Source organism: Pseudomonas sp. MWU12-2020 (assembly GCF_023100605.1).
Lineage (GTDB): Bacteria > Pseudomonadota > Gammaproteobacteria > Pseudomonadales > Pseudomonadaceae > Aquipseudomonas > Aquipseudomonas fluorescens_H.
Genome location: NZ_JALMEX010000023.1, coordinates 35,236 through 46,870, shown reverse-complemented (window position 1 = coordinate 46,870; position 11,635 = coordinate 35,236). Strand labels below are relative to the sequence as shown.

Annotated in this window: 16 protein-coding genes; 11 read left to right on the top strand and 5 right to left on the bottom strand. The window is 55.9% G+C overall.

Features of this window, described 5'->3' with window-relative positions; translation table 11 throughout:
• Positions 1–248: 248 nt before the first annotated feature.
• A complete protein-coding gene (locus tag M0814_RS28530) occupies positions 249–701 on the top strand; it encodes a thiol-disulfide oxidoreductase DCC family protein (protein WP_103486601.1) in 453 nt (150 codons plus the stop codon).
• A gap of 8 nt (positions 702–709) precedes the next feature.
• On the opposite strand, the gene M0814_RS28525 is transcribed toward M0814_RS28530, so the two are convergent.
• Positions 710–1,201 (bottom strand): DUF2269 domain-containing protein, encoded by a 492-nt coding sequence (locus tag M0814_RS28525; RefSeq protein WP_103486602.1) that lies wholly within the window; start codon positions 1,199–1,201, stop codon positions 710–712.
• 2 nt (positions 1,202–1,203) lie between these two features.
• Entirely contained in the window at positions 1,204–2,319 is a 1,116-nt protein-coding gene (locus M0814_RS28520) for a saccharopine dehydrogenase NADP-binding domain-containing protein (RefSeq protein WP_103486603.1), read from the bottom strand.
• 136 nt (positions 2,320–2,455) lie between these two features.
• Between M0814_RS28520 and M0814_RS28515 the strand changes: the two genes are divergently transcribed.
• The 5 genes from M0814_RS28515 to M0814_RS28495 all read left to right on the top strand — a co-directional run bounded on the left by M0814_RS28515 (position 2,456) and on the right by M0814_RS28495 (position 6,588).
• Positions 2,456–3,490 (top strand): FAD-binding oxidoreductase, encoded by a 1,035-nt coding sequence (locus M0814_RS28515; RefSeq protein ID WP_103486604.1) that lies wholly within the window; start codon positions 2,456–2,458, stop codon positions 3,488–3,490.
• A gap of 408 nt (positions 3,491–3,898) precedes the next feature.
• A complete protein-coding gene (locus tag M0814_RS28510; RefSeq protein WP_003224321.1) occupies positions 3,899–4,201 on the top strand; it encodes a metalloregulator ArsR/SmtB family transcription factor in 303 nt (100 codons plus the stop codon).
• Between the two features lie 61 nt (positions 4,202–4,262).
• Positions 4,263–5,237: a zinc-dependent alcohol dehydrogenase family protein gene (locus M0814_RS28505; RefSeq protein ID WP_103486163.1), complete on the top strand. Its 975-nt coding sequence runs from the start codon at positions 4,263–4,265 to the stop codon at positions 5,235–5,237.
• A 41-nt stretch (positions 5,238–5,278) separates the two neighbouring features.
• Positions 5,279–5,608 carry an antibiotic biosynthesis monooxygenase gene (locus M0814_RS28500; RefSeq protein ID WP_103486164.1) on the top strand — a complete coding sequence of 110 codons (330 nt, stop codon included), beginning with the start codon at positions 5,279–5,281 and terminating at the stop codon, positions 5,606–5,608.
• A gap of 239 nt (positions 5,609–5,847) precedes the next feature.
• Positions 5,848–6,588, top strand: coding sequence for an NAD(P)-dependent oxidoreductase (locus M0814_RS28495; RefSeq protein WP_103486165.1), 741 nt, complete (start codon positions 5,848–5,850; stop codon positions 6,586–6,588).
• Between the two features lie 144 nt (positions 6,589–6,732).
• On the opposite strand, the gene M0814_RS28490 is transcribed toward M0814_RS28495, so the two are convergent.
• A complete protein-coding gene (locus M0814_RS28490; RefSeq protein WP_003224312.1) occupies positions 6,733–7,038 on the bottom strand; it encodes a DUF6506 family protein in 306 nt (101 codons plus the stop codon).
• 126 nt (positions 7,039–7,164) lie between these two features.
• Here M0814_RS28490 and soxR point away from each other — a divergent pair, with 126 nt between their 5' ends.
• The 4 genes from soxR to M0814_RS28470 all read left to right on the top strand — a co-directional run bounded on the left by soxR (position 7,165) and on the right by M0814_RS28470 (position 9,662).
• Positions 7,165–7,641, top strand: a complete 477-nt coding sequence (gene soxR, locus M0814_RS28485; RefSeq protein WP_103486166.1) for a redox-sensitive transcriptional activator SoxR — start codon at positions 7,165–7,167, stop codon at positions 7,639–7,641.
• A 602-nt stretch (positions 7,642–8,243) separates the two neighbouring features.
• Complete coding sequence (locus M0814_RS28480; protein ID WP_103486015.1) at positions 8,244–8,606, top strand: DUF6124 family protein; 363 nt, start codon at positions 8,244–8,246, stop codon at positions 8,604–8,606.
• Between the two features lie 144 nt (positions 8,607–8,750).
• A complete protein-coding gene (locus M0814_RS28475; RefSeq protein WP_146774729.1) occupies positions 8,751–9,020 on the top strand; it encodes a hypothetical protein in 270 nt (89 codons plus the stop codon).
• A 291-nt stretch (positions 9,021–9,311) separates the two neighbouring features.
• Positions 9,312–9,662 carry a hypothetical protein gene (locus M0814_RS28470; protein WP_103486016.1) on the top strand — a complete coding sequence of 117 codons (351 nt, stop codon included), beginning with the start codon at positions 9,312–9,314 and terminating at the stop codon, positions 9,660–9,662.
• 73 nt (positions 9,663–9,735) lie between these two features.
• On the opposite strand, the gene M0814_RS28465 is transcribed toward M0814_RS28470, so the two are convergent.
• Positions 9,736–10,368 carry a LysE family translocator gene (locus M0814_RS28465; protein ID WP_103486017.1) on the bottom strand — a complete coding sequence of 211 codons (633 nt, stop codon included), beginning with the start codon at positions 10,366–10,368 and terminating at the stop codon, positions 9,736–9,738.
• Between the two features lie 182 nt (positions 10,369–10,550).
• Here M0814_RS28465 and M0814_RS28460 point away from each other — a divergent pair, with 182 nt between their 5' ends.
• A complete protein-coding gene (locus M0814_RS28460; RefSeq protein ID WP_103486018.1) occupies positions 10,551–11,069 on the top strand; it encodes a DUF1993 domain-containing protein in 519 nt (172 codons plus the stop codon).
• 20 nt (positions 11,070–11,089) lie between these two features.
• Here M0814_RS28460 and M0814_RS28455 read toward each other — a convergent pair whose 3' ends face one another.
• Positions 11,090–11,635 (bottom strand): GFA family protein, encoded by a 546-nt coding sequence (locus M0814_RS28455; protein WP_247868562.1) that lies wholly within the window; start codon positions 11,633–11,635, stop codon positions 11,090–11,092.

Below are 11,635 nucleotides of genomic sequence, written 5' to 3'. Positions count from 1 at the left end.
ACTGCCGAAAACTTCGTAACTCATTGAATCTCAAGGAGTTTTCCGTTTCGACTGCGCCGGAAGTGGGGCGAATTATAGACCTCCAGAATCTGCCGTCAACCGTTAATTTCAGTTTTCTGTCGAGTCCCTGAAAAAGCCTGCTTATATATAGACGCAGTGTCAGCGAATGCGCAGCATGTTGCCCAACAACTCCTCTTACCTAAGGATGATGCCTCGCAATGACTGACCCACTTCTTAGATCATCCTCCATGCCTGGCTCCCGAATTCGCCCTTCCCCAGCTCCCCTGCTCAATCCAGGCGAGACCGTGGTTCTGTTCGACGGCGTCTGCAAGCTGTGCAACGGCTGGGCGCGCTTTCTGATTCGCCACGACAACCGACACCGGATGCGCCTGGCGGCGGTGCAATCGCCGGAAGGTCAGGCATTGCTGGCATGGGCCGGTCTGCCGGTGGATCAGTTCGACACCATGGCGGTGATTCGCGACCAGCATTACTGGGTGCGCTCGGAGGCATTCTTCGAAGTCGTCGCGCAATTGCCTGCCCGCTGGTGGCCGGTCAGACTTCTGCGAATTTTCCCGCGAGCACTCAGGGATTGGGCCTACGACCGCGTGGCACTGAACCGCTACCGGATCTTCGGCAAGTACCACACCTGCCTGTTGCCCAATCCCGATCACGAACGCCGCTTTCTCAAGTCGCCAATGTGAATGCCCCGCTACAACATCAGTTGCAGCCACTGCCCCGGCGTCATCTTCGTCACCATCATCAAGACAATCACGAACATACCGAGAAAACCGCAAACGCCCATCCAGAACCACTGGCGATAAACGGCCCGGTACTCGTCCGCCAGACGAGTACCACACACGACCGCACTCGCCGCCATCCGCTGCAGGCGCTTCTGCAACACCAGCACTGGCAGCCAAAGCGAGCCCACTATAAAGAAGAGGATCAGCGACATCAGCACCCAATCCGCGGTCAAGGGCAACCCGGCGAGCCTTGTCAGCCAATAACCTGTCGCAATCTGGATAAAACCGGCCGGCGTAGTGATCCAGGCGTCGTAGCGCACCACCATTCGCGCCACATGCGCAATCACCTGCGGATTGGCCGTACGACTGGCGGCGATCAGGTACAGATAGGAACCCATGCCGAAACCGAACAGGAAAATCGCGGCGATGACATGCACGTACTTCAGGCCCAGATAGAGCATGCTCAGGGCTGCCCATCAGAAAAGTGCACCGCCAGGCTCAGGTTCTGCGGATCGTTGATCGCGGCCATGTATTCGTCGACGTTGATCTCGCCAACGCAAGGACGGGCACCCGGTTCGGGCAAGTAACCTCGGGCGATCTTCACGGCCAGGGCGACTGCGGCACAGCTTGGGATCTCCGGCCCCTTGTCATTCAGCGCGGTCAGTTGCGCCGTCATCGACAACGGCTGGTCATTCAGGTCGACACCCTGCACATCTATATACATCGCACTCTTGCCATCGCCGAAACGTTCGAACCACGTCCCCCAGCGATGCAACCGGGCGGCCCACGCCATGTGGTCACGCACCAGCCCCTTCCTCATCGCCAGAGCAAACAGATAATTGGCCACGCCGCCGAGCTTTAGACCAGCCCCGGCCTTGAAGCTCAAAGTGTGCGCACCAAACCGGCTGGCGAAAATATCCATGTCCGGCACATCAACATTGGCCAACGCACGAGTACCAAGATTTTGCAGCTTGCGCAGGGTCAGATCCTCCCACCCCATCACTTCATGTACACGACCATTTCTGAGCTGGCGAATCGGTTTGCCCGCATACGCGAGCACACCCTCGATCGTCGACAACCCCGGCATCTTCGCTGACGAGGAAATACCGTGTTCGATGGAGTCGATGCGTTTGAACCGATAGCGCTGCTCATCGATGATCGCCGACGACAGCGTCGGCACCGAACTGCAGCCACTGAGGAGGGCGACACCCGCCTGCCGGGCCCGGGCATCGAGCACGCCGATGCCATTGACGAATGTCCGGCAATCCGCCAGATCGCAATAGTTGACGCCCGCCTCGATGCAACTCTCCGCCACCGCATAGGATTGCCCCTGAAACGGGCCGCCGGTGTGAATCACCCACTGAATGTTCATCGCGCGCAGAGCCGGGACGAACCCGGCACCCATGGCATCGCCGCACCAGCTCTCGCAGGTCGCGCCCAACTCAGCGACCTTACGCGCCAGCTTCCGAGGATCGCGCCCCGAGATCGCCAGTTCGATGCCCGGCGCGTCGATCAGATGCCGACAAACAATACTGCCAAAGTTTCCATACCCGCCAACCACCAACACCCTGAGCACCATCAACGCTTCCCTGAACAATTCAACTACTGACCCATAACCGGGTTCGGCGCAGCTTCCCTGATATCTCTGGGCCAGGCAAGTCTGCGCCCATGAGCCGCGATGTAGTAGCGTCAGCGCATCGACAACGGAGGTTGATATGAGCAAACGAATCATCATCATCGGCGCGGGAATCGTCGGCGCGTCACTGGCGTATCACCTCGCCGCGAAAGGTGCAAAAGTGGTTGTGATCGAGGCCGGTGAGATCGCGTCCGGTGCAACGGGCCGCTCCTTCGCCTGGATCAACACTTCGCACGGCGGTCCGGACTCCGTTGCGCCGCTGCGCGCAGCGGCCATCGCAGAATACCGCCGACTCGAATCCGAACTGCCGGGGCTGAAGGTGCGCTGGACCGGTGCTTTGTCTTACGGCGATGGCTGGTTTCAAGCACTTTCTATATATAGCGCGCAGATTCTCGACCTTGAACCCAATCTCAAACATCCTCCAGAACGCGCGTTCCTTGCCGCCGAAGAAGGCGCGCTGGATGCCGTGCAGGCAACGCACGTCTTGATCGCCGGTGCCCAAGACCATGGCGCGACGGTTCTCACACAAACTCCGGTGGTTGGCTTCCAGATTTTCAACGGTCTGGTCACCGGCGTGATCACTGCAACAAGTGAGCTCGATGCCGACATTGTCGTGCTGGCAGCGGGAACCGCGACCCCGCAGTTGGCTGAACAGCTAAGCGTCAACTTGCCCATCGAAGCCTCACCCGCAATATTCATCCGCTACAAAACCCAGCTTCAGCGAGTGAGCACGATCATCTCCAGCCCTCACATGGAAATCAGGCAAGACGCCGACGATACGCTGCTGGCTGCGGAAGACTATATAGATGAGGCGCCGCAAAACAGCGCGCAAGCCATCGCGCTGAGAACAGCCAAAGCCATTCAGCACGAACTGCACGGGGTGATATCCATCGAGCCGGAACTGGCGTGCGTCGGCCTCAGACCAATGCCTGTCGATGGCATTCCGCTCATTGGCTATCTGCCGAACATCAGTGGTGTATATGTTTGCGTGATGCATCCGGGCGTGACATTGGCGGCGGTCGTGGGGCGACTGGTGGCCGAGGAGATCGTCGATGGCCGCTTTGCGACTGCGTTGGTGCCCTGTCGGCCAGAACGATTCCGGTCACCGGCTTGAGTGATTCAGCCGTGATGACATGCGGCGGTGACCGCGTTTTCAACTGAAGCGCAGCATGCGTTCTGCCCTCTTCACGTGCCTACGCGCACTCAATCATAACGTCAGCGTCAAGCGCGGGCCCACTTCAAGCCATCCTGCGTTTAAAGATTTTTTGCCTGGTGTTTAACCGACACCCTGAGTTACGTACTGAAGGCTACAACGCCTTGCGCCGTTGCCTACGACTACGCCAGAATCCGCCGGCTTCTGCGCCTGGAGGGCTGTCGGTAACTTGGGTCGGTCACTGATTCGCAGTGATCGAATTTAGTAGCCGTGGTGTTTTTCAGATGTGAGGTAAATCATAACCTTGCCTATTTCTTCCTCTTTTGACGCTCGTATTGACATATCGATAAATCTCGATATTCTCGGCTCATGGAATTACTCGAAATATTCAAAGCCCTCTCCAACCCTACGCGCCTTGAAATCTTGAAAGGCCTGAAGGACCCCGTTAAGAACTTCCCTCCGCAGGATGAAGGAGACGTTCTCACGGTGGGGGTCTGCGTAAGTAGTATTCAGGAAGGCATCGGACTGTCGCAGTCAACGGTGTCTGGTTATCTTGCAACGCTGCAACGAGTGGGCTTGGTCGAGGTCAAGCGCATCGGTCAATGGACTTACTACAAACGCAATGAAGCCACTATCAGTGCGCTTGCCGAGATCATAGGGACAGATCTCTAATTTTTTACCGCACAATATCGAGATATCTCGATATTCCTTTTTGTCGATACAAGGATTCACAATGAAAGCATTGATGCTTAAATCATTTGGCGGCCCGGAATCGTTCGAACTCTGCGACGTGCCCAAGCCAGTGCCGGGTGCGGGACAAGTCCTGGTGCGGGTACACGCAACCTCCATCAACCCCTTGGATTATCAGGTTCGACGTGGCGACTATTCCGACCTGGTGCAACTGCCGGCCATTACCGGACACGACGTCTCGGGGGTTGTCGAAGAAGTCGGGCCGGGGGTGACATCCTTCGCTCCGGGAGACAATGTCTGGTACACCCCGCAGATATTTGAAGGGCCAGGCAGTTATGCCGAATACCACGTTGCGGCCGAAAGCATTATCGGGAAGAAGCCGCCATCGCTGAGCCATCTCGAAGCAGCAAGTCTGACCCTGGTTGGCGGTACGGTGTGGGAAGCACTGACCGGGCGTGCAGCGCTCAGAGTGGGAGAAAGCATCCTGATCCACGGCGGCGCGGGAGGCGTAGGTCATATCGCGATCCAGGTGGCTAAGGCCATTGGAGCGCGGGTCTTCACGACCGTGCGCGAAGCGAACTTCGAGTTTGCACGAGGCATGGGGGCTGATGTGGTCATCGACTATGAAAAGGAGGATTACGTCGACGTCATCAATCGGGAAACGGATGGCCGCGGAGTTGATGTGGTGTTCGACACCATCGGCTGCAATACGTTGGCGCGAAGCCCCGACGTGCTCGCTCAACTGGGCCGCGTGGTCTCGATTGTGGACATTGCCCAGCCGCAGAACCTCGTTCAGGCCTGGGGCAAGAACGCGAGTTATCACTTCGTTTTCACCAGACAGAACCGGGGCAAACTTGATGAGCTGAGCGCATTGGTAGAGCGGGGTCAGCTACGGCCACACGTTGGCGCTGTCTATTCGCTCGCCGACATGGCGCTCGCCCATGCCCGGTTGGAAAGCCCCAACAACGGCATCCAAGGAAAAATCGCGATTGCAGTCGAGCCATCGCTCATCTCGTAAGTGCTTACTTTTAACCGTTCGAGTTATATGAGAGGAACTCCATGATTTATGAAATCGCTCTGCTCCCCGTCCACAAAGAACGCATTGAAAATTTCAGAAGTGCATTTGCCGAGGTCGCTCCCCTGCTCACCCGTGCAAAGGGTTACGGCGGCCACTTGCTGGCGAAAGGGATTGAAAGCCCCGAGCAGTTCAACCTGATAGTGCGCTGGGCTTCACTTGAAGATCACACGCCGGGCTTCGAAGAGAGTGAAGACCATCGGATATTCATGATGGGCCTGGAGGAATATTTTTCGGAAGAACCGAGGGTCTACCACATTGAAGGGGCTGCTTTTTCTGCTGGCGAACAGGTAGCTGCCGATATCGTAGACTAGAGCGACTGACTGCTTTTAGCCAACTGGCTTCTGTCGTGAGCGCCTGCTATGGGTCGAGAGCGATCATTCTCCAGCGTCCGCTTTTGGCCGGAAGCGGCCCATCAACTTACTTGCTGCCTGTTATTGCTGCTTCTTGTCTGCCAGTATTTGGCATTCAAGCGTTTCACCCTTCATGGAAGTTGTGAATCGGTCACAAGGCTGAGAGGCTAGAGTGTCGTTTACCATAAGGACATACGGAAATGAGCAAGCAAAAAATTTTGGTTACCGGGGCTGCTGGCCATATCGGCAGAGCTTTTTGGATAGCGCGAGACGATAAATCAGATCTGCGCCTGGCCGATATAGACGTATCAAAACTTCCTGACTCGGTCCAACGTTTCTCTCTCGACATCAGGGATCAAGCCAGTTGCCTTGAAGCCTGCGAAGGCATAGACACAGTGATTCATCTCGCTGCTGATCCGAACGCAGACGCTGAATTCACGTCTTCACTGCTGCCTGTAAATATTGTCGGCACCTACAACATGCTGTTTGCCGCAAAAACTCAAGGCTGCAAACGCTTCATATTTGCGAGCAGTGCGCAGGCGATTGAAGGTTATCCAAAGGATGTCCAGGTACATGAATGGATGGCCCCTAGACCCGGCAACCTTTACGGGGTCAGCAAGGCGTTTGGCGAGGCACTGGCTTCGATGTATGCCAACGATGGGCAAATGACAACAATCGCAGTCCGTATTGCAAACGTAGCCGAATTTCACCCTGGGGAAACCCACAGCCCTCGGGACGTAGCTGCATTTATCAGCTATCGGGATGTCGTCGCGTTGCTTGGGCGTTGCGTTGAGGCCGATCTGATCGGATTCCACATTGTCCATGGGGTTTCAGATAACCGCTACAAACGCCTTTCGATTGATAAGACCAGAAAAGCCGTTGGGTACGCGCCCCTCGACGACGCTTTTGAGATTCTGGAAGGACAGACTCCAGCTGATTGATTGCCGGTGCCTTTCAGTTTACCGGAGCACAAGCGATGTAGCTTTGCTGAATTAACGGTGGGTGTCTTTATGCAAGATTAAAAATCGATCAGACAGACTGATTTCGAGCAAGAAAACAGTCCCCACCGTGTTTTCAGTTCACAACTATTTTTCTTCAGCAAAGATTTCAACAAGCCTGGCAACCGATGCTCCGCCCGAAAAACCCACGTTGCCGACGGGAATGGTTCCTCCCGTCGCTTCAATGATTTTCCCTACCCAGACAGGCTCGAAGCCACCGCACAGTTCTATGAACTGAACGCCATCCTTGACCAAATCTACGGCAACTTGAACAGCGTCGTGTTGCTCGGGTACAGCGACGATCGTATTACGCCGGCCCGCGCGGTCGATGACGAATCGATCGGTTTCGGGGTTGGTTTCCGGTGCTTCAAAAATAAATGCCCAACTGACCATCAAACTAATCTCCATGCTGAGTAAGTCACAGAGAAACCGCCAAGCGGGTGACCACTTGGCTGAAGTTGTTTTTTTCTCTGCGGTGGTTACACTCTAAAACCTCAAGAATGCTTGAGGTCAATAGCCATGCAGGAAAGAATTACTGACCATCAAAACCTGAGTGTGGGCCAGGTCGCAAAACGAAGCGGTCTCTCTGTCTCCACGCTTCATTTTTATGAGTCGAAAGGCTTGTTGGCGTCTCAGCGCACAGCCGGCAATCATCGGGTTTATGCGCGTGGCACGCTTCGCCGGATCGCGATCATTCGAATCGCGCAAGCCAGCGGGATTTCGCTGGCGGAAATCAAGACTGCCCTTGAACCCATCCCCCATGACCGGAAGGCTTCAGCCAAGGAATGGGAGACGGTGTCGAAAGACTGGGCATCCTCCCTGAAGCGCCGCATCGAACAACTGACAAAGCTGTCGACCAGTCTGGAGGGCTGCATTGGCTGCGGTTGTCTGACCATGGGTGAATGCCCGCTACTCAATCCACAGGATTCGCTGGGCGAAAAGAATTCGGGTGCCGTGATATTTGATCAGGAACTTGAGAAAAGGCTGAATACGTAATCAGCCCTTTGAGTTCCCAGAGTGAAAAGCGAAGAAGTCAGACCGGGCCAAACCTCATAACTCAATGAATGAAAGGGGGATTCAAGTGTGAGGCGCCGCTTCTGGCGTGGCGACCGAGTTTTCAACTAAAGCGCGGTGGATGGCTGGCAATGCGTTCTGGCCTCCCATTCTTCACGTGCCTGTACGCACTCAATCACAACGTCAGCGTCATGCGCGGGCCGACTTCACACCATCCTGCGTTTAACGGTTTTTGCCTGGCGTTTAACAGACACCCCGCGTTACGTCCTGAAGGCTACAACGCCTTGCGCCGTTGCCTACGACTACGCCAGAATCCGCCGGCTTGTGCGTCTGGAGAGCCATCGGTAACTTGGGTCGATCACTGATTCGCAGTGATCGGGTTTAGTAGCCCGTAGTAAATGAAAGCGCATGCGCGTCCGTCAGTCAGTCAGGTATTTTCCTACCTGCACTTGATGGCGGCTGTGTGTAGGGCGCCCTCGGGCGCGCCGGCTTTCTTCTTTTCCCCGGTCTACTAACCTGCGCACAGCTGCCACCCCCTGTTTAGTAGCTCGGAGTGGCCGCCAACAAACAGGAAAAAGAAGAACATGGTCAAAGTAACGCCAAACCCGCCAGACATCGATCCGGCCTCCCCCTACGAATCTCTCGATTCAAAGAAACTCCACGAAGCCGCCGAACGCGCCCTCGACCACTACCTCAGCCCTTCCGCCGCGATCATGGCAACCCCTTACCAAACCAACAGCATGTTTCTCGTCAATCCCGACACCGACACCGAATCCCTTCTCGCCAACGCCTGCGAATCACTCGCCTCGGCGACGGTGATGCTCGGGGATGTGGCTGCACTGGTGGAAGGACCGATGCGCAAAACGCTGTTGGGGATTGCGCAGGTGGTGATGCTTGGGGAGCTAGCGGTGAATCGGGCGCTAGATAGGGTTGAGTTGGTGAAGTAGGTGACTGGTTCGTGGCGGGACATTTTCGTCACGGACGTTTACGAACGGCGGATTTCAGTCAGAAGCGGTCATTCAATTTCGCTATTCGACAATGTCCTTGGCGTGCGGAATTACCGACTCTTCAATTTTTTCAGAATCAGGCTCATGACTTCCATTCTTGCAGTCTCAGATATTTTAGGTCCATGGAGTGGGGACGCCCCTACAGGACTAATTCAGCGTTGCAGGGAGGCATGGGACACACCTCTAGAGAGTCTGAATGATCTTATGGTCGCTACTTTTTTGGATCAGAACATCGCGACCAAACACCTGCTCATCGAAGCGAAGCGCCGCATCAAAGACCAGGAACGAGATGAAAGCGAGTATTTCAACGGCCAGCTTCTAGAAGCTATCGAGCGGGTGGAATCCGGAGAGTAATTCCTCACGACGATTTGTTGGGTTTAACACGGGCTATCCATATTGGTTCGCTTTCTGTATCACGTGACTGCCAGAGAACGGCCAGTAGCTGCCGGCCAGCAGTGGCAGAGTTCGGCCAAAAGCAGTCATTTGGCAATGGGCCGCTTCCGGCCAATAGCAGTCGCTCGCGGTCGGCTGCTTATGGACCCAAATCAGTCGGTCAATAATGGATAATGGCAGAAACCGGCGCCAAGAAGACTTTAGCTGGCAGACCTCTACGGCAAATTGGTCTCTTCAATGGACTGCAAATTTATGATTACTACAGTGGACCAGGATGATTGCTTAGACTATTTCGTCGTCGTGGATGGCATTGACCCTCAGACCTACGAACGGATGGCTGTTCACTTCGAATGTCGTCGCGGCGGTGTGCGACCGACGGACCAAAGCAGGTATATTTCTATCCCAGTAACAGTTGCCACTCTAGATAGCACCCTTGCTTGGATTAAAGCCGAGTTGAACCGACAGCATTACGAGCTGTATTTGATAGTGTCCATCGCGACAAATTTGTCTTGGGGCGAGGTTATCATCCCCGCGAAAATAGCTTTGCTCGCTGGTCAAGCTGAGGCCGCGATTAAGATTGCGTTTCAACTCAAGCGAACGTGATCCCATGGCAGGCAGTGCTTGCTTTGGATCCGCCTGTCCCGAAAGGCTGCTTATGACCGAAAGCAGCCCCACCCTACCGCCCCGAAAACAACGCCAACCGACAAGCCAAGCCAAAAAAAACCGCCCCCAACACCTGATTCAACCGCCGCGCGATCCGCGCATTACTCGCCAGCTTGTTCCCAACCTTGCTGGCCAAAACAATAACCGCACCATTCACCAGCAATCCGATCACATTCAGGATTGTCGCAAACACCAACATCTGCAGCACCAGCGAGCCTTTCCCCGGATCAATGAACTGCGGAAACAACGCCAGCACAAACAGCGCCATTTTCGGATTGAGCAGATTGGTCACCAATCCTTGGCGGAAGATACGCAACAACGGGGTGGCTGGCAGGGTTTCGTTGGTGGCCAAGGGTGATACGTCGCTGGTGAAGGATTTCCACGCCAGGAATGCCAGGTACGCGGCGCCGGCGAAGCGGATGATGTCGTAGGCGGCGGGCACGGTGGCGACCAGTTGCGACAGCCCGAGGGCGGCTGCCAGTGCGTGGCAGTAGGTGCCGGCCTGAATGCCGGCGAGGGAGACGAAGCCCGAGGCGCGGCCCTGGCTCAGGCTTCGGGAGGCGATCAGCAGCATGTCCGGGCCGGGGGTCAGGGCCAGCGCGAAGCAGGCGCCGGCGAACAGGAGTGCTACGGAAAGATCGATCATGGGGGGCCTCGGCGTTTTTATTGTCTGGGTCGCCTTGCGGGCGAGTCGAGGCAGTTTACCGAACGGTAAATCCCGTGGGGAGGCTCATTCGGAAAGTGTGATGTCGCGGCCTTTTCGATAGCGAATCGACTACCCTACGCCACTGAAGCCTCACGCTCGAATGACTACTAAAGGGAATAACCATGTCGATCTACGCAATGACCATCCCTCGTTTCACCCAAATGCTGCGCTCCCTGACGGCGATCCTGTCCAAAGGCGAGGCCTGCGCCGTTGAGCGCGGCTATGACCCGCAGGTTCTGCTCGAAGCACGTCTGGCGCCGGACATGCACAATCTCGCCACGCAGGTTCAATACACCTGCACCCAGGCACAGGACACCGTGCAACGGCTGACGCAACAACCGCTGACCAAGCTCACACCGCCCGCAAACATGGCGGCGGCGAAGGCGTTGATCGAAAGAACACTGGAGATGCTGGCGGCGGCAGATCCGGCGCAGATTGACGCAAGCGCTGAGCGGCAGATCTCAATCGAGTTGCCCAACGGCATCGCCTTCGACATGAGCGGCAGCGAATTCGCCGTGGACTGGGCAATGCCACAGTTCTACTTCCACCTGATCACGGCGTACAACATCCTGCGCCACAATGGCGTGCCGCTGGGCAAGGCGGATTATGTGCAGCACATGTTTGCTTATCTGCGGAAGTGATTGCAGGTCAGGCTTCGGGGTCAATCAGGGTTGACCCGGAGCTCTTGCAGAAGAAATTCCAGTGACTCCACCGCACCGTGATGACTCTGCGCCGAGCGCTGCGTATCCCATGACATGGCATCGTCCACGCAAAAATCACCCACACATTCCACGTTCAGATCCTCATCGAGCAGTCCGAGCGGAATCCACACGTAACGCGATTCGCGAAGTGGATTCGGCACGGTCGAACCGCATTGTGCGCAGAAGTCGTTCCTGTAGCCGCTGGGTTTGACCCAACTGCTGATCGCGTCCTGCCCTGCCTCCCAGCAAAAATCCCGAGCGTTGACCAGCGTGGCGAGGTTGAACCCGACACCGGTTTGCTTACGGCACAGAGAGCAATGGCAGCGATAGAAAAAGCGCGGTTCCACGGTAAGGGAAAAGCGTACTGCGGCGCAAAGACACTGCCCTGTTGTCATGGGGATCTCCTTCGGACGAGCGCTTGCACATCCATGCTGAAGTTTCTTATGGTCAAAGCCGCATTCTAATGGACCAAATGAAAAACCAAAGTTTTCCGCTCTGCTCTGCAT